This window comes from Microbacterium sp. MYb66, from assembly GCF_002979435.1.
GTDB lineage: Bacteria > Actinomycetota > Actinomycetes > Actinomycetales > Microbacteriaceae > Microbacterium.
The window spans coordinates 576,828-598,104 of the sequence record NZ_PCOV01000001.1; the positions used below are offsets into that span (position 1 = coordinate 576,828).

The window sequence follows — 21,277 nt, forward strand, 5'->3', positions numbered from 1 at the left end:
GACTATAGCTCAGTCAAGATTGAGGCAATGAACAGTGAGCGAATTTTCTCGGTAGAGGAGCGGGCCCGCAAGCACGCCGCTCTCGCAGACCCCGCCCGATTGCGGATGCTGGACCTGCTGACCTTCGGCGACCTGTCACCGACCGAGCTCCGCGAAGAGATCGGCGTGCCCTCCAACCTGCTCGCCCATCACCTGAACGTGCTCGAGCGGGAACGCCTCATCACCCGCGGACGCTCGGAAGGCGACGGCCGGCGGACGTATGTGAGACTCGTCCCCGACGCCCTCACGGGTCTCGGATCGTTCGCGGCCGCCGGGGCCCGGCGGGTCGTGTTCGTCTGCTCCGCGAACTCCGCCCGCTCCCAGCTCGCCCGCGCCCTGTGGGCGTCCGTCAGCGACGTCCCTGTCGACAGCGCCGGCACTCACCCCGCCGACCAGATCGCTCCCGGTGCGGCCGCGGTCGCGGCCCGTCATGGTCTGGATCTCGCCGGCGTGATACCGCGGCTCGTCGACGAGACGATCCGCGACGACGACTTCATCATCACCGTCTGCGACCGCGCTCACGAGGAGTATCCGGGCGGAACCGTGCACTGGTCCGTGCCCGACCCCGTCCTGGTCGGAACGGATGCGGCGTTCGAGATCGCATTCGTCGACCTCGAACGCCGGATCAGTCAACTCGCGCCGAGGATCCTCACCGTCGCCTGACTTGCGCTTCGAGCCGCTTGAAGGTTTAGTCTGCGGGGGATGAGTGGAATGCGGATCTCGGAGGTCGCCCGGCGGACCGGACTGGCATCGTCGACGATCCGGTTCTATGAGGCCGAAGGGCTGATCGCGCCCGCCGATCGGGACGCGAACGGGTATCGCTCCTATGACGAAGCCGATGTGCAGCGGCTGTCGTTCATCGCCGGGGCGAAGCAACTCGATCTCGGCCTCGCCGAGGTGCGGCAGCTGCTGTCCGCGCGGGAAGACTCCGAACGCTGCGAACACGTCCAGCGACAGATGCACGACGTCGTTGCCCGCCGCCTCGTTGACACCGAAGCCCGGATCGCAGACCTGACACGGGTCGCCGAGGAACTCCGCCGAACCGAGGAACGCCTTGCCGGACCGCCCATGCGCGGGACCTGCTCCGACGCCTGCGCGTGCGCGGCCCTGTCGGGGGAACCTGTGCCAGTGCCGGCAGGAGTCACGACTCTGACGGTTCTCCCGCGCTGACCGCCTCGGGCCGGGTGTGCTGCAACGCGACGGACTGCGGCCCCTGGGGGACGCGGCAGGCCCGTGCCCGGCGGCGGCGGACCATCAGCACGACCGTGACGGCCGCGGCCAGAGCAGCGACGATCAACAGTGCGGGAACCCAGTATGCGCCGAGCAGGGAGGCAGCGCCGACGCTCGCGGCGATGCCCAACAGCGGTCCCGCGCAGCAGGCGGCGCAGCCGACGACAGCCGCAACGATCACACCGACGGTGAGCTTGCGTCCCTTCAGGGGCGTGGGGGAGGTCATCGGGTCGATCCCGTCAGTTCGGCGTCCCGTCGGGCAGTGTCGACGAGCGCGCCGAGGACCGCGGTGTGCGCCGCGGGAACCGTGACGGTCATCACCAGCGCGCCCGTGGCCTCCGCGAACGTGAAGGCGAAGAACGAACAGCACGACGTCTCCCGCGCCGCGAGCTCCCGCGCCGCGAGCTCCCGCGCCGCGGGCTCAACGTGCGGAGCGAGGACGAAGTCCGCGCGCTCAGCGCTCGGCTGCGTCACATCGTGCAGCGCGGTGCGGAACAGGTCGGTGAACTCCCGCTCCCGCAACGGGCGGTCAACGGTAGGGAGGGTGCAGGCGGAGGGTGCCCATTGCAGATCGGTCATGATGGTGACGCTAAGCGTTCAAGCCGCTTCAAGGTCAAGCCCGCGGTTTCTCTAGGCTGGTGAGCATGAGCGCAATGGTGGAATGGTGGGAACGGCACCAGGTGGCGCTCTATGTCGCCGCGATCGGTGCCGGCATCGCCGTCGGGCTGATCTTCCCCGCAGTCGCGCCGGTGCTGTCCGGTGCGACGAATCCGGTGCTGGCGCTGCTGCTGTTCGCGACGTTCCTCGGCGTGCCGCTGATCGAGGTCGGCCGCGCGATCCGCGACTTCCGGTTCCCCGGGACCGTGCTGGTGGTCAATTTCGTCGCAGTCCCGCTCATCGCCTTCGGGCTGTCGCGCTTCGTCGCGGATGACCAGGGCCTGCTGATCGGGGTGCTGCTGGTGCTGCTCACCCCGTGCGTGGACTACGTGATCGTGTTCACCGGTCTCGCCGGCGGCGCGCGTGCCCGCCTGCTCGCCGCAACCCCGCTGCTCATGCTGCTGCAGATCGTGCTGCTGCCCGGCTATCTGTGGCTGTTCGCCGGCAGCGACACGGTCGCCCATATCGACCTCGAGCCCTTCCTCGAGGCGTTCCTGATCCTCATCGTGATCCCGCTCACCGCGGCCGCGATCGTCCAAGCCCTCGCCCGCCGTCGCCGGGCAGGTCGCGTGATCGAACAGGTCTTCGCCGCGGCGATGGTGCCGTTAATGATGGTGACCCTCGCCGTCGTGGTTGGCTCGCAGATCGCCGGCGTCGGAAGCCAAGTCGTCACCCTGCTCCGCGTCGTCCCGCTCTATGCGGTGTTCCTCGCCATCATGCTCTTCGTCGGCGTCGCCGCAGGGCGGGTGGTGCGGCTGCCGGTCCCCGAGACCCGGGCCGTGATCTTCAGCGGCGCAACCCGCAACTCCCTCGTGGTGCTCCCGCTCGCCCTCGCCCTCCCCGCCCCGCTCGCCATCGCACCGCTCGCGGTCGTCACCCAGACCCTCATCGAACTCGTCGGCATGGTCGTGTTCCTCTGGTTGGTTCCGTTGCTCACTCCTCTGCGGGTCGACGGGGCACGGTGACTTTTGGGGTGGGCCTCGGTTAGGCGGCTGGGTCCGCCGGGCCGGGGAAACCACCACGCGCACACAACGATGTTTCGGACCCTGGTCGTCAGGAATACCGTCCAGTCGGCGTCATCGATCTTCATTGTCTCCCCGACTTGAGTTGCGCTCGCTGAGCGGGTGCAGGGTGGTCATAGCCCGGCGCTCTGCGTCGAGAGGAGATGCCCGGAAGGGTTGTTCAAGTTGGCGGGTGCGAGACTGTTCTCGAAATCCCCGGCCGACTCTAAGGCTCCGCAGTACGTTTCTATCCCAGTCGATCATCCTTCGCCGTCGCCAATCAATCGCCGCGGTGCCTCTGAAGCTATGGATTGCTCGGCAACGCGCAAAGTAATCCAGGTCCTGAGGGAAGGCGCCGGGGAGCCCTCCCGATTCGGGAAGCAGGTACGCGAACAGCTCGGAAAAGGTCGGGCCGTGGGTCGTACGCCTTCGGGTCTGCGCCACGAAGATCGCGGCAGCGAGGGCCCAGTCTTCAGCCGTATCGTCGCCGGTGAACTCCTCGAATGTGTATGCCCATGCGGCAGGGGGAGGGGAGCTAATTCCGCGCCACCAGGGCGGGCTCGAATCGGGCAGCACTTCGTTCCATCACAATCACGGTCGCATCGCGGGGCCGCATCCCCGGCCACGACCGGTATGCGTCAGGGGATGGGCGGCACACGTGCAGGGGGCGTCGGGAAGCCCAGGTGAGTGATTGTTTCGTATGGCCTCAGAAATTATGCCATACGGACTAGGCCAGACCGATGTGTGGAGGTCACATTTCTGGTCAGATGCCGCGGCGAAACGACGAGATTGACGCGGACTGGGCGGCGTTCGCCCAGGAACTCGCAGTCTCTCTTCGCCGGGCCCGGGATCAACGAGGGATGAGCCAGGAAGAAGTCGCTTATCGGGCAGGGCTGACTCGGTACACCTACCAAAAGTATGAGAAGGGTGAGTCGCGGCCCGGTACGCCATCGAATCCGACTCTCCGCTCGATGTTGGCGCTGTCTCAGGTTCTCGGCGTCGCCTTGGCCGACCTCATCCCGTCGGGCATCCCGGATCTGCGAACGCGCTAGGGGTGTGCCGTGAATGCGCATTACCGCTTCACGAGTGAGGGCGGATGGCGGTGACTCGCGCTGACTGTTCGAGCTGGGTTCGAAGGGCGTGGTTTTCGAGAGTGAGTCGCTGCACTTCCGCGGCCGCGAAGTTCACTTCGTTCAGGAGACGCGCGTTCTCAACGCGTAGCCGAGCAATCGTGCTCCGATCATTGGCGTCAGAAGCGTCGGCGACTTGCCGCCGCACGGTACGGTTAGCTTCGCGGCGTGAGTCGACGAGTTCCCGCGCAATGTCAGGGAAATGGCGCCAGAATGTCGCGTTGCTCATTCCAAGTCGGGTTGCGACGGCGAGAGCCGCTGGAGGGCGTCCAGTTCTCTCGGTTGTGAGGGCGTTGATCGCGCTGGTTATGTCGTCTGCGGTCGGCAGCGGTACGCGCTGGGTCATGGAGTCACTGCCTCCTCGTGCCGCTGTAGGAGTTTGACGATTTGTGTTCTACGTTGCTGCAGGCGTGCGAGCAGGAGCGGAGGTAGTGCAGGGCGAGCGTTGATGTCAGCGTCGATGGTCCCGAGTTCAGCTTCCCATTCGGTTCGGTTCGTTTCGCTGAGGGCGACGTTGGCGCAAGTTAGAGGCTTACAGTCAGCCAGGTTCGGCTTCTCCTGGGGAACGCTTGATCGTTCACGACACAGAGCTTTGCGGTGGTCGTAGACGCAGGTGACGTATCGATCGGGGTATATGGCCGGATCATCGCGGCTCAGTAGCCGCAGCAGCCTGTGCCTGTCCGTTGCGACGATTCCCTGGAACTGCGTGCGCTCCATGAAGGCCTCAAGTCGAATCTCCGCTGTGTCTGCGGCCGGCCCGAGAAGGTGCGTGTGATCGTGTTGATCAACCATGGCCAGGAGTTCCTCCCCGCGGGCGAGTGCTTGCTCAGCTTCAACCTCTGCGCGGAAGCCAGAATCCGAGGTACCGGCGTATCCCTCGAACATTTGGATGCTGTGGTGGCGATACGCGATTGCACCCGCGATCGAGCCGCCGGGGAGCCGGGCTATGTACCATGCGAGCGTGCGTCGGAACTGGCGAGTAGAGAGTCGCCATGGGCGACCGTTCACATCGGGAATGCAGTCGGTTCGATCTTGCTGGATGCAGTAGGTGTTGACCCAGGTAGTGAAGCGTGCAAGTTGCTGGTTCGTGGCGGCCAGCGTTAGTGCGTGGTTGCCGCCCCGACCAGCGGATCCTGCGCCGGGTCCAACTTTAAGTGGTGCGAAAAGCCATTGCGATGGCGGTCCGGGGAGGCTGGCGTGTGCGGATTCAAGAACGCGAATCGCGCGCGCAGCCGCGGCCCCAACGACCCACGTCGCGGTCACGCCGTGCTCATCGACCTCGCCTTTGAACGCGAGGCTGGTCACCGTCCATCGATAGGCGCGCCCGGAGACGTCATACGCGGTTGTGCAGCATCCGGGACGTAGGTGCTTGATCTCGTTGTCGCGCATTCCCGAGAGGAAGGCGATGACGATGTAGCACGAGATCTGCAACATTCGTGTGAGTACGGTGAGCGAATCGTCGCGCCCGGGGGTGAGGCTTATTCCTTTCACCCACGGTCTGCCGTCAATTCGTCCCCGTATGTCCATGGCGAGTTCGGCGTACTCCGATACCCCGACCGCAATTGCGGTCTGGATGACGTCCTCGCGTTGCCGCTCCAGCGCGGTGCGGTCACAGCCGATAATGTAGGCGATCGCATTGAAATGTGGCATTCCGAGTCTGCCGGGTAGCGGCTGCGCGGTGGAGCGAGCAGCTGCGAGGTAGTCCCGAATACGTGACTGCTGATAACCATGCGGTTTCCCAGTCGCCGGGCCGGTTCGTACCGGGCGCCGCCGTGTCCGCCATGCCTCGATTGCCCCGAGGATGTCGTCGCTGAAGTCGTCGATGAAGCGCAGCGCCCACACGAGAACGCGACTGTGGACCGCTTCCGGAATGCGTTCGGTCCTGTTCTCGCGTCCGACGGCTGTGTCGGGTTCAGTCCACACCGGGTTGCGTCGCGGGTCTAAGCGGGCATCGACATCATCAGTGTGGTACCTCCACAGCATGTTGACTGCGGAGCGGAGTGCGAAGCGTCGCGCAGACGAGCTGTGGGTGAGGAGGAGGTGGCGCTGATACGAGTCAAGAATCTCGCGGGTGAGATCGCGAGTCGTTGTGCTCGGATGATGTACGTCTAGCCACACCAGGAAGAGCCGAAGGTTGTAGAAAGTGGTGACGATCGAGGAGACTCGCGGGCGTTCTTCGTCGTCTGGTAAGGGGCCCGACAGCAGTTTGTAACAAAGGCGCTTGAGGACGACCCGGTGAGTAGAAGGGACAGTCGTGAAGCGAAGCGTGAGTCCTCGTGCCTGGGACTGCAGGGAGGCAGGAGCCAGGGGCCAGTCGTCGTCGTAGAAACGGGCAGTGTGTTCCAGTACCTGGCCGGGGCGCAGCGCTCGTTGATGGAGTACGTACTGGCGGAGGTGGGCGTCGTCGCCGAAGACACTTCTTTCAGGACCGGATGCTGACTTCATGGCCGCTCCCATTCGGGTTCTACGAGGTCGAGCAGGCTGTCGTCTGGTCTTCGCTGATGTGCGTTGGACACTTCGGCAGCGCTGAACTTCGGCAGTATGTCTCGGCGGATCGCTGTCCAGACGGGGCCGTACCGTTTCCACCATTCAGCATCGGACAGCCGAGCGCGTCGTTCCTCGAGTGCGTCGAGAAGGCTTATGAGGCGGGGCAGATGGCCAGGTGTTATGACGCAGTTCCCACAGTGGAAGCAATCCAAGAATGAGACGGCGCATCGACGGCCAGTAGCTGGATGGTGTTCGTGATCAGCGCATGCTGCCCAAGCCGTGTCAGCGGTCGGTGGGGTGTCGGACGTAATCGAGGCGTTGCTGGTCACGATGCGTAGTTCTCCGGGGCCTGTAGCGATAAGCGCACGGCGATGTGCGTCGTAGGCGGCGCGTTCGACGTCGACGAACGCTTCGGAGACCACCTCTTGAGCCCAATCGATAGTGGTGTGGTCGCCAGAGAGGTAATTGCGAAAAAGTACCCTCGTGGAGTTGCTTCGTGCGGCCGAAGGAAGGTGCCCTCCGAGCTGACGGGTGCGGCGAACGTCGATGCTTGTCTTGAGCTGGTTCGCGGTGAGGCGCAGGGGGTGAGCGCCCGCGTTCTCGCCGGTAGGGACAACTCCGAGTGGAGGGTCGGCGAAGAGGCCGTGGCGTGCTGTCCATCTCGCCCATTTCAAAGATGCGGCCAGGGTCTTCGCGAAAGGATTGCGGCACTCCCGATGGTGGTTGTCGGGCTGATGATGCCACACGGCCCAGAAGGCTGGCACTTCCAGAAAGTTGCGTGCTGGTTCCATCAGCCGATGAAGAAGGAGGTAGAGCCCGCCGGGTGTGTGCAGCTCCTGGCTGGGGCTGCCGATCTCCCATGTGACTGTTTGATGCCAGCGCCCGGACCCTCGGCGGCGTTTGAGGAGCTCAATCTCGACGGCGCGTCCTTCGATGATGCGATGCGCCACGGGGAGCTCCTTGATGACCTCGAGATTCCACCCCGTCGTGATGATGAGGAGCGCGAGAAGCGGATACAGGTCATCCCGCGTCACGAAGAGCCGCTCCGCGATCGACTGGCGGGCGTGCGCACGCAGCGGCGCGGTGACACCCGTTGTCGACACCCGGCCCGTCCGACGGGCGGTGTCCAGAGCCAAGTCGCCCGCTGGGTGAGGTGCGGAGAGGCGATCACAAATCAGCCGAACGTCCGCACGGGCAGCCGCGGTAATGCGCGCCAGCTCGGCGTCGGAGTAGCCAGAGACCCCAGGGTGCATGGGTGCACGTACGCGGGGATGGAGTCGGTCAAGAGCCTTTGGGCTGACGAGGCGGTTCAACGGTGCCGCCTCGAAGAGCAGTCCGAGTTGCCGAACCTCAAGCCCAGCAGACGTGACGCTCGTAGCTTCGGAGCGGAATCGTCGGAACACGTCAACGTGATCTGCGGTGAGTTCGGATGGAGTCCTGGGCGCACGCGGGAGTTGGTCGACGAACCGCATGAATCTCGAGAGCGTTCCCCATGCACCTTTGGCCGACGCGAGCGTGCGCAACCCGCCCGAAGGACCGGTGCGGACGGACCAAGCTGAGGCCAAAGCGCGATGCCATCCCGGCAATGGCAACGAACCAATGTCGAACTCGCGTCGACGACCATCTTCTCCAAGGAAGTGGACGACGTTCCCAATCGCACCTGAAGACGTACGAGGGTCGGGTTCGTAGCCGCGCCCAGGTAATGGGGACGGCCGACCTGTTCGGGTGATCCCGCGTCGGTCGCTCAAGACTCTCGACTCCGGGACGGGGAAGATCGTGGGTCGTCCCACTCGCTGGGGATCAACGCCAGGCGCGTCTCCATCTCCAGTTCCTCCAGCGCATGAAGGTACACCTGCGTGGTGGTCACGCTCTTGTGGCCGAGAGCGCGCCGTACCCAGTCGAGCGGGTCTCCGAACACGCGCACGTACTGGGTTCGCTGTTGCTCCGACAACCTCGCCAATGCCTCGATGTGACCGCGCTGCAGTTGCTCGAGCGTGAGCACGGCGAACGTATGCCGCAAGAGATGAGGATGAGCGCGCAAATTCACGTCGTGCTCGCGACACCGCTTGTTTGCCTGCCTAAAAATGTCCTTCCACGTTTGCACGGCGATAGGTGTTCCTGACTCGGACAGCCACAAAGCCGCGGGCTCCAATCCGGCTTCCGTCTCGATAACAGTCCGCCAACGTTGCGCCGGTGACAGTAGCTCCATGCGAGTGAGAGAACGCAGGCCATCGGGAAACGTGGTTGTCACCCGGCCCGTCCGGAGGTCGAGCACGGGGCCTTTCAGCTTCTCGTATCGGCCCCGACGTCGCGCCGCTTCAATGACGGTGCGGCGATCGATCTCCACATAAGCGGCGATTTCGCGCAAGGTGTTCGCCGGCACGTAGATCCAACGCCCGGAGCCGCCTTTCGCCGCAGCCGCGGACAATGAGAACCGTGCATATCCGCGCTCGGGGGCGAAAGGAATCTCGGTTCGTAGCAGGGACGCTTGCTCCGTCAGCCGCATCCCCGTCCGGACCATGAGGTCCGCGAACGTCGCGTTCCGTCCGGCCCAACGACCCCGGAACTTTGAATCCTGCAATCCGTGCCGCGAGTACCCCCGAAGGCCGACATCGCGCCAAACACGATAGGACGCGGCGGGTAGCCATTCGACCTTGTTGCGCCGGGCGTCGTGAGAGTACGTGGCTGCAGTAAGTCCCAATTCGCCTCGGTAAGAACCAGGACGGTGGCGCCGAGCACGTTGAGGAATCGGATTCTCGCTGATGCGTCCTTGAGAATGCTGCCATCGGAAGAACCGGTTCTGGGCGCTCACCTCACGATTCCAAGTCGAGCCACTAACGCGGGGACCGCGAGGATCATGACGGCGCCACACAAGATATGCCCTGTGGTCTTCTTCAGTCGTGTGTCGCCAATCAAGGCCGCCCCGACTGTGGTGCAGAAAGTTGAAGAACATCACCAAGTTCCCGGTGTAACCGTCGCGCGTTTGCGGAAGAGCCGACAACATGTCGGCGGAGTAGAAGAACTCGTTCAGCTCGCGGTCATACGTGAACTGCGGCGACAGCAGAAACGGCGTCCCCTCGGGTATTCCTAGGCGTGTCGACCAGCCAGGATCAACCGTCGAGCCGTTCCCCGGAGGCTGAGTTCCCACCTCGAAGCGTCGCCAAGTTCCACTGAGATCTGGAGCGACGTTTGCGAGAGGTGGCATCACCTCTCGCACGGTACGCCGTTCGAGTCGAGAACTGAACAGTGAGCAGCGAAAAACCCCCACCACAACCTGGCCATGAACCCCTGTCCGTGCGGCAACCACGGTGTCCGTGGAGCGGAGTGCGTGTGCCCGCCCATGTCGATCAGGCGCTATTCGACCCGCTTGTCCGGACCGCTGCGAGACCGCATCGACATCGATCTGCAGGTCAGCCGGGTCGCCGCGTCACGAGCCACGGGAGGCGCAAGGGCGAAGATGACGACGTCGGAGGCGCGTCTCCGCGTCGCCGCAGCCCGGAAGAGGGCCGGACTCCGTTGGAGGGGTACCCCTTGGGGACGCAATGCGGACGTGCCGGGGGCGTGGCTGCGTCAAGGATCCTTGCGGCTCGCAGCCGCCGTCCGTTCACCGCTGGACCGTGCATTGGAGCGCGGTGCGCTCACGCTGCGCGGCTACGACCGGGTCCTCCGGGTCGCGTGGACGATGGCGGATCTGTCCGAGATCGACCGACCCGGGGCTGACGAGGTCGGGCGTGCGTTGCATCTGCGCAGGGGGCTGCCGCGATGATGGAGGCGCTGCTCGGCGACCCCGAGATCGTCGCCCTTGCTCACAGCGTCCGCCCCGACGGAGATCCCCGGGAGTGCATCGCTCGTGCCGCCTGGACCGTGATCGCGGAGCCCGGAGACTCCGTGGCAGGGGCGCTGATCGAAGTGCTCGGCGCCGCAGACGCTCTGTCACTGGCAGTGGACGGATCCGCCTCGTCGCTCCCCGCCGAGGGGAATGCGCCGACGTCCCGGGCGCTCTCGGACGCCCGTGCCCGATGGCGCCCCCGCGCGGCGGTGACGCCCGTTCGCGCCGCCCTGAGCGGCGCTCTCGATGTCGACGCGCAGCTCGTCGTACCGGGGGATACGTGCTGGCCGGCGGCGCTGGCAGATCTCGGCCCCAGCGCTCCGTGCGCACTCTGGGTGCGCGGCAGCGCCGAACTGCTGGTCCGGGAGCCGCGCGTGTCGATCGTCGGGGCGCGGGCGTCGAGCGGCTACGGCGAGCACGTGGCCGCGGAGCTCGCCGGCGACCTCGCGTCTCGGGGTGCCGTGATCGTGTCCGGGGGTGCCTACGGCATCGATGGCGCCGCGCACCGGGCTGCCCTCGGGGTTCACGGCGCGACGATCGCGTTCCTCGCCGGCGGGGTGGATCGAGCGTACCCGGTCGGTCATCGGACGCTTCTGCGACAGATCGCCGTCGAAGGAGCGGTGGTGAGCGAACCGCCATGCGGGGCGGCGCCGACGAAATGGCGGTTCCTCGCACGAAACCGCTTGATAGCCGCGCTCGGTCAGGCGACTGTGGTCGTCGAGGCAGGTTGGCGAAGCGGGTCGTTGAACACGGCGGGCCATGCGGCGGCGCTCGGTCGGCCGCTCGGTGCGGTGCCGGGGCCGGTGACGGCGGCGTCCTCCGCGGGTTGTCATCGTCTGTTGCGGGAGTACGACGCGCAATGCGTCACCTCGGCCGAGGAGGTGAGCGAGCTGTGGGGCCTGTCGGTCGGCGCGTCGGTAGCGCACGAAGAGTCAGACCCCGATCGTCTCCGTCTCCTCGACGCGATGAGCACGAGGACCCGCCTGACGGTGGCCGAAATCACTCGCCGCTCCGGGCTGGTTCCCGATCGGGTCCGTGCACTGCTCGGACTCCTTCACCTCGACGGCGCCGTGGACCTCGATGAGATCGGGTGGCGAAGGGTCTCGAGGCCGCGCAACACGTGAGATCCGTGAGCGAAGACGGCGAGGCTGCGCAGGAGAGTTCGCGAGCAGAGGCAAGCTGGCTCCATGGAACTCGCGGTCGCCACCGAGGCCTTCGCCGACCACCTGCAACGGGTGCGCCGGTTGTCACCTGCGACCGTGAAGGCCTACCGCTCCGATCTGCGGGACCTCGACACCTCAGCCGGAGGTATCACGCTCGAGGACGTGGATCTGGAAGTCCTCAGAGATTGGCTCTGGCGTGCGACGCAGAGGGGAGACGCACGGTCGACGCTGGCCCGGCGGTCTGCTGCCGCCCGCTCGTTCTTCCGCTGGGCGCAGGAACAGGACCTCATCTCGCACGATCCGAGCCTGCGACTGGTCGCGCCGAAGAAGGGGCGCACATTGCCGACGATCGCGTCGAGGGATGCGATGTCCGGCCTCCTCGACGCCCACCGTGTCGCCGCGCAAGCCGGCGAGCCGATCGCGCTGCGTGATCACGCGCTCCTCGAGCTGCTGTACGGCTCGGGCATCCGCGTTTCCGAGCTCTGCGGGCTGGACATCGATGATCTGGATCTCGACCGCGGCACGGCGCGCGTACTCGGCAAGGGAGCGAAGGAACGGGTCGTACCCTACGGAGCGCCCGCGCGGGACGCTCTGGAGGCGTACCTCAGACGCGGCAGGCCGGGCCTCGTGGCGAGGTCGCGAGGCTTCACACCCGCCGCCTTCCTGGGCAGCCGCGGAGGCCGGATCGGGCCGCGGACGGTGTACGAACTCGTTGCGCGCGTCCTGGCTCCGATCGTCGGCGCCGAGACCATCGGTCCTCATGCCCTACGGCACACGGCTGCCACACATCTGCTTGATGGGGGAGCCGACCTCCGGGCGGTGCAGGAGATCCTCGGTCATGCCAGCCTCGGGACGACCCAGATCTACACCCATGTTTCGACCGAACGTTTGACCGCCACCTATCGACTCGCCCACCCGCGCGCGTGACTCAGCGGCGGCGGGAGGTCGGCCCGTCACCACGAGGCGCAGCAGGGGAGAAGGATCGCGCGCTGGGCGCCTCCGAACAACAGCATCGGATTGATGTAGTCACCGTGGCTTCTCACCCCGAGGTGCAGAGCCCCGGGCGGAGTGTGCCCACCGACATCGACCTGCCCGATCACCTGGCCGGCGGCCACGGGTTCACCCGGAAGAAGCTCTGATCGGAGCGGCTCGAACGTGGTCACGAGACCGTCGGCGTGCTCGATGGTCAGGAGAGGACGGTCGACGACGATGCCGCGGAAGGCGACGACACCGTCTGCCGGGGCGGTGACCGCGGCGTTGATCGAGGTGCCGATATCCACTCCGCGGTGCCCCGCACCGTACTCGTGCGCGGGAGCGCGAAAGGGATTCACGACTGCGGGCGCCGCCGCCGACGGCCAGCGCCATCGCGGCCAATCGTCCGTTCCGGTGGTTGCGACCGCGCCGGAGGGGGATATCGCCGCGCAGAGGAACACGATCACCAGGAGTGGACCGGACACTGCTCGACGAAGGACGCGCATGGCAGGAGTCTGCTCGATCCCCGTACTCGCGCGGCGGGAACCGCATCGTCATCGCGGCCGCTCGGGGCAACTGCTGGCCCGGGCCCATGGTGCAGGGCGAGTCACGGCACGTGATCCTGTATGCTGGGGGAGCACCTCGAAATCGGGGTGACTACGCGTGCCCAAAGCGATTCATCTCGCGGCATCCATTCCCACAGGTCCTTCTCTCCGAGCAGGCGGGCGTGAGCCGGGCACCAGGAAGTCCGATCATCCGATCGGCTTGCAACCTCAACGGCGCAGAAACGCGCCAGAACCAGGAGACGACCATGGCTGTGGTCACCATCCGCCAGCTGCTCGACAGCGGCGTGCACTTCGGACACCAGACCCGTCGGTGGAACCCGAAGGTCAAGCGCTTCATCCTCACCGAGCGCAGCGGTATCCACATCATCGACCTCCAGCAGTCGCTCGGCTACATCGACAAGGCCTACGACTTCGTCAAGGAGACCGTCGCCCACGGTGGCACGATCCTCTTCGTCGGTACGAAGAAGCAGGCGCAGGAGATCCTCGCCGAGCAGGCGACGCGCGTGGGCCAGCCCTTCGTGAACCAGCGCTGGCTCGGTGGACTCCTCACCAACTTCCAGACGATCTCCAAGCGTCTCGCCCGCATGAAGGAGCTCGAGGAGCTCGACTACGAGACCCCGGCGAACAGCGGCTTCACGAAGAAGGAGCTGCTTCTCAAGAAGCGCGAGCTCGACAAGCTGCACAAGTCGCTCGGCGGTATCCGCAACCTCACGAAGACGCCGTCGGCCATCTGGGTCGTCGACGCCAAGCGTGAGCACCTCGCCATCGACGAGGCCAAGAAGCTCGGCATCCCCGTGATCGGTATCCTCGACACCAACGCGGACCCGGATGACTTCCAGTACCCGATCCCCGGCAACGACGACGCGATCCGCTCCGTCTCGCTGCTGACTCGCATCATCGCGGACGCCGCGGCAGAGGGTCTGCAGCAGAAGCACAACCCGGAGACGGGTGACGCCGAGCCGCTCGCCGACTGGGAGAAGGAGCTCCTCGAGACTCCGGCCCAGGAGGTCCAGGAGTCCGCTGACGCCGCCGAGGTCGTGACCTCTGACGATGAGGCCGCCGTCGTCGAGACGCCCGCCGCTGATGAGACCGCTGCCGACGAGGCCGGTGCTGAGGCCCACGACGAGGCGATCGCCGCCGCTTCCGGTGAGGAGACCGCTGAGGTCGCCGCCGCCGAGGCTGCAGACGCCAAGTAATCCCTCGTACCCACATAATTACGAAGCAAGGAGCCACCACACATGGCCAACTTCACCATCGCTGACCTCAAGGCGCTGCGTGAGCAGCTCGGCACGGGAATGGTCGACACCAAGAAGGCGCTCGAGGAGGCTGACGGAGACGTCGAGAAGGCCACCGAGATCCTGCGTCTGAAGGGTGCGAAGGGCAACGCGAAGCGCGCTGACCGGTCCACCAGCGAGGGACTCATCGTCGCTCGTGAGCAGGACGGCGCAGTGACGCTCATCGAGCTCGCCTGCGAGACTGACTTCGTCGCGAAGAACGAGCGCTTCATCGCGCTGGCCGACAAGGTCGCCGACGCTGCTGCTGCGGTCAAGGCCGACTCGGTCGAGGCTGCTCTGGCTGCCTCTGCCGGCGACAAGAGCGTCGAGCAGGTCATCTCGGAAGAGGCCGCGATCATCGGCGAGAAGGTCGAACTGCGCCGCGTGCGCACGATCGCAGGCGACAAGGTCGAGGTCTACCTCCACCGCACGAGCAAGGACCTGCCGCCGCAGATCGGCGTCGTGGTCGCTTACTCGGGTGACGACGCGGACACTGCGCGCAGCATCGCGCAGCACATCTCGTTCGCAAACCCGTCGTTCCTGTCCCGCGAGGACGTGCCCGCTGACGCGGTCGAGAAGGAGCGTGAGATCGTCACCGAGATCTCCCGCAACGAGGGCAAGCCGGAAGCGGCTCTCCCGAAGATCGTCGAGGGTCGCGTGTCTGCGTTCATCAAGCAGGTCGCCCTGCTCGAGCAGGACTACGCCAAGGACAACAAGCTCTCTGTCGCCCAGGTGGCGAAGGACGCCGGTATCACCGTGACGGACTTCGCGCGCTTCAAGGTCGGCGCGTAGCACTGTCGAAGGGGTTCGGATCACGAAGATCCGAACCCCTTCTTCATGCCCAGAAGGCACTATCTTGAATCGGGACGAGAGGACACCCACCCATGACTGAACGCACCGGACGCCGCCGCGTCCTTCTCAAGCTCTCCGGCGAGGCATTCGGAGCAGGGCAGCTGGGTGTCAGCCCCGATGTGGTCTCCCAGATCGCGCGGGACATCGCCGCGGCGGTCGACCGGGTCGAGGTCGCGATCGTCGTCGGCGGAGGCAACTTCTTCCGCGGTGCCGAGCTCAGCCAGCGCGGAATGGATCGCGGGCGCGCAGACTACATGGGCATGCTCGGCACGGTCATGAACGCCCTCGCCCTCCAGGACTTCCTCGAGCAGGCCGGCGCCGCGACGCGCGTGCAGTCGGCCATTTCCATGACGCAGGTCGCCGAGCCGTACATTCCGCGTCGCGCCGAGCGCCACCTCGAGAAGGGCCGCGTCGTGATCTTCGGCGCGGGCGCAGGCCTTCCGTACTTCTCCACCGATACCGTCGCCGCGCAGCGTGCACTCGAGATCGGCGCAGATGAAGTACTCGTGGCCAAGAACGGTGTCGACGCGATCTACACCGCAGACCCGAACAAGCATGCGGATGCCGAGCGCATCGAACGGGTTACCTACCGAGACGCGCTCCAGCGTGGTCTCAAGGTCGTCGACTCGACAGCCTTCAGCCTCTGCATGGACAACAGCATGGACATGCGGGTGTTCGGGATGGAGCCTGCCGGCAACGTGACCCGCGCCCTGCTCGGCGAGCCGATCGGCACCCTCGTCACCGCCTGAGTGTGCGGCACGGCGGAGATGACTTCGCCCGATACAATTTTCAGAACACCCCGACGATAGGAGCCACCGTGATCGCGGACGTCCTCGCTGAAACCACCACCCGCATGAACCGGGCGGTCGAAGCTGCCAAGGAGGACTTCTCCACGGTGCGCACCGGTCGTGCGAACCCCCAGATGTTCCAGAAGGTCCTCGTGGACTATTACGGTACGCCGACCCCGATCGCGCAGCTCGCGTCGCTGGCGAACCAGGAGGCCCGCACCCTCATCATCACGCCCTACGACAAGTCGGCGCTGAAGGCGATCGAGCAGGCCATCCGCGACATGCCCAACCTCGGAGCCAACCCCACCAACGACGGCAACCTCGTGCGGGTGACGATGCCGGAGCTCACCGCTGAGCGGCGCAAGGAGTACGTCAAGCTCGTCAAGTCCAAGGCGGAGGACGCCAAGGTCCACGTGCGCGGCATCCGTCGCAAGGCGAAGGACGAGCTCGATGCGCTCAAGAGCGAGCTCGGCGAGGACGAGATCGCTCGCGGCGAGAAGGAGCTCGACAGCATGACGCGTCAGCACGTCGATCTCATCGATGACGCGCTGAAGCGCAAAGAGGCCGAACTCCTCGAGGTGTAATCGGGATGTCAGACGAAACGCGAGACGCGGAGGACGACAGACCGTTGACGCGTCGTGACGCGCGCGACGGCACGCCGCCCGACGGCGTCCCGCTCGTCGACGCCGCGTTCCCGGCGTTCGACGTCGCCGCAGTCCCGCCACGGCCGCCGCTTCCTTCCGACGGCCCCGAGCAGACCGCCGGAGGACCGCTCGACACAGCCGATCACAATGCGATCCGCGAACAGTGGCGGGCCGCCCGTGATGAGCTCGGCAGCCATGTGTCCCATGCCCGCGACCAGCTCGACCAGGCGAACGAGCGGATCAAGCAGCGCACAGGGCGCGATCTGATTCTGGCGACCGTCATCGGTCTCGCCTTCGGCGCGGCGCTGCTCGGCTCTCTGCTCTTCATCAAAGCCCTCTTCGTGCCGTTCGCACTCGCAGCGGCACTGTTGGGCGTGTACGAGCTCTCCCGCGCCCTTCGAGCGTCTGGTCGGCGCATCGACGTGGTGCCGCAGCTGGTCGCGGCGGCCTTCCTGGTGCTCTCGGCGTACTTCGCCGAGCCGTGGCTGTGCTGGGTGATGCTGTTCGTGGCCGTCGCCTTCGTCATCGTCTGGCGGCTCATCGCGCAGATGGTCGTCAAGGACGGTCGCACCTACGGCGATGTGCTGGCGGATGCGGTCATCAGCGGGTTCGTCCAGATCTATGTCCCCTTCCTCGCGGGGGTCGCCCTCATCCTGCTGGAACAGGAGGGCGGTCAATGGTGGGTGCTCAGCTTCATCGCGATCGCGGTTGCCGCCGACACCGGCGCGTACGCAGCCGGTCTGGCGTTCGGACGGCACCCGATGGCGCCCAAGATCAGCCCGAAGAAAACCTGGGAGGGTTTCGGCGGTGCCGTCGTCGCCTCGCTCGTCGCCGGTGTGCTGCTCGCGATCTTCCTCCTCGAACTGCCGTGGTGGGCCGGCCTGATCTTCGGCGCGTCCATCCTGTTGTCGGCGACGCTCGGCGACCTCGGTGAATCCATGCTCAAGCGGGACATCGGCATCAAGGACATGAGCTCCTGGCTGCCCGGGCACGGCGGGCTGCTCGATCGACTCGACAGCATCCTGCCCTCGACGATTCCCGCGCTCTGCCTGTACTTCCTCCTCTCTCCTTGGGTGGTCCTGTGATGAACGAAAGCAAGCTCGAAGAACAGACTCCGCAGTCGGCGCCTGCGTTCGCGCTCACGTCGGGCCGTGCGCGCGGCTATCACCGCACAGCGGTCGACACCTTTCTCGCGTCGGCACGGCGGGCGTTCGAAACTGGAGGCGACGAGCTCGGTGCCGAGGACGTGCGGACCGCGTCGTTCCCCCTCGTCAAGGGCGGCTATGTGGTCGCGGATGTCGACGCAGCCCTCGGCCGAGTGGAAGATGCCTTCGCCGCGCGCGAGCGCGAGCGCACGGTGCGTGCGCGGGGTGCCGGCGCGTGGGTCGAGCAGGCGCGCGCCGACGCCCAGGTGATCCTGGACCACCTCGCGCGACCGCGCCGTCGCCGCTTCGGTCGCACCGGGGTGCTCACTTTCGGCTACCGCATCGATGAGGTCGATCATGTGTCGACGCGCATCGTTCGCTACCTGCGCGACGGCGATGCGCTCACCGCGGAGCAGCTGCGTTCTGCAGCATTCCGAATGCAGCGCGGGGGGTACCGCGAAGAGCAGGTCGATGCACTCCTCGACGCCACGATCGACGTGATTCTCGCCGTGCGCTGAGGTTCCTGATGGTCGATCCAGGCACCGTTGCGTAGACTGTCCTTCATCGTGAACTCCCGAAACGACATGAATCTCGAACGAAACGACCTCTCGCCGGTGCCCGCGGCAAGGGCTGGTTCCGCGCGCACGGGCACTCGTCGCTGGTCACGCCGTCGTGGTGTCGTCGGGTTCTTCAGTGCCCTCGCCGTCGTCGGGTTCGCGGGAGCCCTGGTCGCTCCTACGGGTGTCGCGTTGGCCGAGCCTGTGCAGGCGGATACGCCCGAGTCGGCATACTCACTCGCTCTCGCTGACACCCAGAACCTCACGGTCACGGTCAACGGTGCAGCGATCACGCCCGTGGAACGCGGCACCTTCGAGGTGTACGTCAAACCGAAGCCCAAACCGGTTCCGACCGTCGCGGCCAGCCCCGGCGGAGGAGGTTCCGGCGGCGGATCCCTGCCCCCGTACTCAGGCGGCGGAGCACCCGCAGAGTGGATGGCCGCAGCTGGCATCGCGCAGAGCGACTGGCAGTACGTCGACTACATCGTCTCCCGCGAGAGCGGCTGGAACCCGAACGCCACGAACAAGTCCTCCGGTGCCTGCGGGCTCGTCCAGGCGTTGCCGTGCAGCAAGGTGCCCGGCAACGGCTACAACCCGGTCGACAACCTGCGCTGGGCCACCGGATATGCCACAGGACGGTACGGCAGCTGGGCCGGCGCGTACAACTTCTGGACGAACAACCACTGGTGGTGAGCAGGCACGATGCCCCGCTCCCGCAGACGCCCTCCGGCGCGCCCTGACGCCGAGGAGTCGTTCGATCGTCTTCTCGCAGGCTGGAAGCGCTCCGAGACGCGCAGGGGGAGCGAGTGGACGGTCCAGCCGGTCTCCGCTGTGCAGGCGCAGAAGGAGTATCTCTGCCCGGGCTGCGGACGGGGGATCGAGAGCAATACGGCTCACCTCGTCGTCTGGCGTGCAGACGGCGTCCTGGGCGATGCTGCCGACCTCGCCGCTCGCCGACACTGGCACACACACTGTTGGAGGATGGCATGAGCATCGAGATCCGAGGACCTCTGGAGCTTCCGGCACGACGCGAGGACATCGAGCTGACGACCGCTGACGGTCTCACGCTCGTCGGAGAACTCGCTGCACCGGAGGTCGGTGAACCGGTCGCGACGCTCGTGACGCTGCATCCGCTGCCCACCGCCGGCGGATTCATGGACTCGCACATCATCCGAAAGGCCGCTGCCCGACTTCCCGCCCTCGCCGACCTCGCGGTCCTGCGCTTCAACACCCGGGGCACCACATCGCCACGGGGCACGAGCGACGGGACCTTCGACGGCGGTGCGGCCGAGCAGTTCGACGTCGCCGCGGCCATGGACTTCGTCCGCGACCGGGCGCTTCCGCGTCCTTGGCTTCTGGGATGGTCGTTCGGTACCGAACTCGCGCTGAAGTACGGTCGCGAACATGACATCGAGGGCATCATCCTGCTCTCGCCGCCCCTGCACCGGGCTACAGCAGAAGAGGTGGCGGCCTGGTCCGCGACCGATCGTCCGGTCGTCATCCTGGTCCCCGAGCTGGACGACTACCTGCGTCCCGACGAGGCACGCGAGAGATTCGCGTCGATTCCGCACGCACAGCTGATCGCGGTCGACGGAGGGAAGCACCTCTGGGTCGGCGAGACCCAGACCCGTCGCGTGCTCACCGAGATCGTGGCAGCGGTGAATCCGTCGGCTCTTCCACTGGCGACGCATTGGCCGCCGACCGCCTGACCGATCGGTGCCGCGCCCTCAGAGTTCGTTCATCCGTGGGATGAGCACCTGCCGGTAGATGATCAGGATGCTGGCGGCGACGGGGATCGCGATGAGAGCCCCGAGCAGCCCGAGCAGGCTGCCGCCGGCGAGTGCTGCCACCACGACGACGGCGCCGGGCACGGAGACGGCGCGACTCATGATGCGCGGCGAGATCACGTACGCCTCGATCTGCATGTAGATGAGGTAATAGATCGCGGCCGCGATCGCGATCCCGGGGGAGCCGAGACCAGGGATGAGGCACGCGAGGACGATGATCGTCGAGCCGGTCAAGGTGCCGACGAGCGGGATCAGTGAGAAGAAGAACGCGACGATCGCGAGGACGGCGGGGAACGGCGCCTGGATGATCGACAGGTAGATCGCGCTGAGCACGCCGTTGATCACGCCCTGCGAGACCTGCCCCATCACGTAGTAGCCCACCGAATCGGTGATCTGCTCCGACAGGTCGATGAACCGGTCCCGCTTCGACGCCGGTGCGAGCTGGTAGACCGCGCGCTTGAGCGACGGCGTGGACGCCGTGAGGTAGATCGTCAGGATGAGGATGATGAAGGCGCCGAAGAGCCCGCCCAGGACGGCGCCGCTGGCGACGAGGAACCCCTGCCCGATGGAGCCACCGATCTCGGCGAGGTTGGTGGTCAGCCAGTCCTCGACGTAGCTGAAGACATCATCGACGAGAAGGTTGGGGAAGGCCTCCGTCATCCACTCCTTGAGATCGTCGATCGCGGATCCACGCTGGACGATGGCCGAGATCTGGGCGATCAGCTGCGATATCTGCTCCACCAGGACCGGAAGGATGATGAGCACGATTCCGACGAAAACGGCGAGGACCGCGAGGATCGTCACGAGGACGGCCAGCCAGCGGGGGAGCCGACGGCGCTCGAGGAAAGACACGAGCGGGTCGAGCCCGAGGCTGAGGAACAGAGCCGTGCCGAGATACAGCAGGACGCTGGAGAGGGTCTCCACACTGCTGATCAGCAGAATCCCCAAACCCACGCCGAGCGTCGCCACCAGGGCGGTGCGGAAGGGATTGTGGATCTTCATATGGTGACTCCTCGAAGACGGATGCAGCAAGGTTATCCAGTCGCCCCGTCCTGCCCCGACCGACGTGCCGATCCAGCGCGCACTGCACCTGCTCGTGGGCAACACACAGCTGATTTCGCTAGTCTGAAATGTCGAGTGTTGCGTCGCGGGCAAA

The 21,277-nt window shown here is 66.0% G+C and carries 23 protein-coding genes and 1 pseudogene; 16 read left to right on the forward strand and 8 right to left on the reverse strand.

The features are described from left to right. Positions 1-27 precede the first annotated feature (27 nt). Together CQ045_RS02745 and CQ045_RS02750 are read left to right on the forward strand one after the other, a co-directional pair. Positions 28-702 (forward strand): helix-turn-helix domain-containing protein, encoded by a 675-nt coding sequence (locus CQ045_RS02745; protein ID WP_105721135.1) that lies wholly within the window; start codon positions 28-30, stop codon positions 700-702. Positions 703-741: 39 nt separating this feature from the next. Then, the gene (locus tag CQ045_RS02750) at positions 742-1,209 is read left to right on the forward strand and encodes a MerR family transcriptional regulator (RefSeq protein WP_105721136.1); all 468 of its coding nucleotides are present in this window, start codon (positions 742-744) and stop codon (positions 1,207-1,209) included. On the opposite strand, the gene CQ045_RS02755 is transcribed toward CQ045_RS02750, so the two are convergent. Then, the gene (locus CQ045_RS02755) at positions 1,181-1,495 is read right to left on the reverse strand and encodes a hypothetical protein (RefSeq protein WP_105721137.1); all 315 of its coding nucleotides are present in this window, start codon (positions 1,493-1,495) and stop codon (positions 1,181-1,183) included. The two genes, CQ045_RS02750 and CQ045_RS02755, sit on opposite strands and share 29 nt — an antisense overlap. Next, positions 1,492-1,848 (reverse strand): hypothetical protein, encoded by a 357-nt coding sequence (locus CQ045_RS02760; RefSeq protein ID WP_105721138.1) that lies wholly within the window; start codon positions 1,846-1,848, stop codon positions 1,492-1,494. Before CQ045_RS02760 ends, CQ045_RS02755 begins: the two co-directional genes overlap by 4 nt. Before the next feature lie 65 nt (positions 1,849-1,913). Here CQ045_RS02760 and CQ045_RS02765 point away from each other — a divergent pair, with 65 nt between their 5' ends. Beyond that, positions 1,914-2,891: an arsenic resistance protein gene (locus CQ045_RS02765; protein WP_181156414.1), complete on the forward strand. Its 978-nt coding sequence runs from the start codon at positions 1,914-1,916 to the stop codon at positions 2,889-2,891. A gap of 803 nt (positions 2,892-3,694) precedes the next feature. Then, on the forward strand, positions 3,695-3,979 hold the full coding sequence (locus tag CQ045_RS02770) for a helix-turn-helix transcriptional regulator (protein WP_105721140.1): 285 nt from the start codon (positions 3,695-3,697) through the stop codon (positions 3,977-3,979). A gap of 420 nt (positions 3,980-4,399) precedes the next feature. Here CQ045_RS02770 and CQ045_RS18590 read toward each other — a convergent pair whose 3' ends face one another. The 4 genes and pseudogenes from CQ045_RS18590 to CQ045_RS19140 all read right to left on the reverse strand — a co-directional run. Beyond that, entirely contained in the window at positions 4,400-6,502 is a 2,103-nt protein-coding gene (locus CQ045_RS18590) for a hypothetical protein (RefSeq protein ID WP_146115172.1), read from the reverse strand. Then, complete coding sequence (locus CQ045_RS18595; protein ID WP_146115173.1) at positions 6,499-7,680, reverse strand: hypothetical protein; 1,182 nt, start codon at positions 7,678-7,680, stop codon at positions 6,499-6,501. The genes CQ045_RS18590 and CQ045_RS18595 overlap by 4 nt, the downstream gene beginning before the upstream one ends. Positions 7,681-8,288: 608 nt before the next feature. Further along, positions 8,289-8,927: a hypothetical protein gene (locus tag CQ045_RS19135; protein ID WP_374955013.1), complete on the reverse strand. Its 639-nt coding sequence runs from the start codon at positions 8,925-8,927 to the stop codon at positions 8,289-8,291. Positions 8,928-9,326: 399 nt separating this feature from the next. Next, positions 9,327-9,749: pseudogene (locus tag CQ045_RS19140) on the reverse strand (site-specific integrase); the annotation flags it as partial. A 75-nt stretch (positions 9,750-9,824) separates the two neighbouring features. Between CQ045_RS19140 and CQ045_RS02780 the strand changes: the two are divergent. The 3 genes from CQ045_RS02780 to CQ045_RS02790 all read left to right on the forward strand — a co-directional run bounded on the left by CQ045_RS02780 (position 9,825) and on the right by CQ045_RS02790 (position 12,463). After that, a complete protein-coding gene (locus tag CQ045_RS02780; RefSeq protein ID WP_258130930.1) occupies positions 9,825-10,310 on the forward strand; it encodes an ATP-binding protein in 486 nt (161 codons plus the stop codon). After that, a complete protein-coding gene (dprA, locus tag CQ045_RS02785; RefSeq protein ID WP_105721142.1) occupies positions 10,307-11,497 on the forward strand; it encodes a DNA-processing protein DprA in 1,191 nt (396 codons plus the stop codon). Before CQ045_RS02780 ends, dprA begins: the two co-directional genes overlap by 4 nt. A gap of 63 nt (positions 11,498-11,560) precedes the next feature. Next, a complete protein-coding gene (locus tag CQ045_RS02790) occupies positions 11,561-12,463 on the forward strand; it encodes a tyrosine recombinase XerC (protein WP_105721143.1) in 903 nt (300 codons plus the stop codon). Positions 12,464-12,489: 26 nt separating this feature from the next. On the opposite strand, the gene CQ045_RS02795 is transcribed toward CQ045_RS02790, so the two are convergent. Continuing rightward, entirely contained in the window at positions 12,490-13,014 is a 525-nt protein-coding gene (locus CQ045_RS02795) for a murein hydrolase activator EnvC (RefSeq protein WP_105721144.1), read from the reverse strand. Between the two features lie 305 nt (positions 13,015-13,319). Between CQ045_RS02795 and rpsB the strand changes: the two genes are divergently transcribed. From rpsB to CQ045_RS02840, 9 genes are all read left to right on the forward strand, one after another. Further along, positions 13,320-14,270, forward strand: a complete 951-nt coding sequence (gene rpsB, locus CQ045_RS02800) for a 30S ribosomal protein S2 (protein WP_029263483.1) — start codon at positions 13,320-13,322, stop codon at positions 14,268-14,270. Positions 14,271-14,312: 42 nt separating this feature from the next. Next, positions 14,313-15,140, forward strand: a complete 828-nt coding sequence (gene tsf, locus CQ045_RS02805; protein WP_105721145.1) for a translation elongation factor Ts — start codon at positions 14,313-14,315, stop codon at positions 15,138-15,140. Positions 15,141-15,232: 92 nt separating this feature from the next. Beyond that, entirely contained in the window at positions 15,233-15,949 is a 717-nt protein-coding gene (gene pyrH / locus CQ045_RS02810) for a UMP kinase (RefSeq protein WP_017830711.1), read from the forward strand. A gap of 68 nt (positions 15,950-16,017) precedes the next feature. After that, entirely contained in the window at positions 16,018-16,572 is a 555-nt protein-coding gene (gene frr / locus CQ045_RS02815) for a ribosome recycling factor (protein ID WP_105721146.1), read from the forward strand. A 5-nt stretch (positions 16,573-16,577) separates the two neighbouring features. Then, positions 16,578-17,717, forward strand: coding sequence for a phosphatidate cytidylyltransferase (locus CQ045_RS02820; RefSeq protein WP_105721147.1), 1,140 nt, complete (start codon positions 16,578-16,580; stop codon positions 17,715-17,717). Continuing rightward, a complete protein-coding gene (locus CQ045_RS02825) occupies positions 17,717-18,295 on the forward strand; it encodes a DivIVA domain-containing protein (RefSeq protein ID WP_105721148.1) in 579 nt (192 codons plus the stop codon). Before CQ045_RS02820 ends, CQ045_RS02825 begins: the two co-directional genes overlap by 1 nt. Before the next feature lie 48 nt (positions 18,296-18,343). Beyond that, complete coding sequence (locus CQ045_RS02830) at positions 18,344-19,027, forward strand: lytic transglycosylase domain-containing protein (protein WP_258130931.1); 684 nt, start codon at positions 18,344-18,346, stop codon at positions 19,025-19,027. Positions 19,028-19,036: 9 nt separating this feature from the next. Beyond that, a complete protein-coding gene (locus CQ045_RS18980) occupies positions 19,037-19,324 on the forward strand; it encodes a hypothetical protein (RefSeq protein ID WP_105721150.1) in 288 nt (95 codons plus the stop codon). After that, positions 19,321-20,043: an alpha/beta hydrolase gene (locus CQ045_RS02840; RefSeq protein ID WP_181156415.1), complete on the forward strand. Its 723-nt coding sequence runs from the start codon at positions 19,321-19,323 to the stop codon at positions 20,041-20,043. Before CQ045_RS18980 ends, CQ045_RS02840 begins: the two co-directional genes overlap by 4 nt. 18 nt (positions 20,044-20,061) lie before the next feature. On the opposite strand, the gene CQ045_RS02845 is transcribed toward CQ045_RS02840, so the two are convergent. Next, positions 20,062-21,123: an AI-2E family transporter gene (locus CQ045_RS02845; protein ID WP_105721151.1), complete on the reverse strand. Its 1,062-nt coding sequence runs from the start codon at positions 21,121-21,123 to the stop codon at positions 20,062-20,064. Positions 21,124-21,277: the final 154 nt, after the last annotated feature.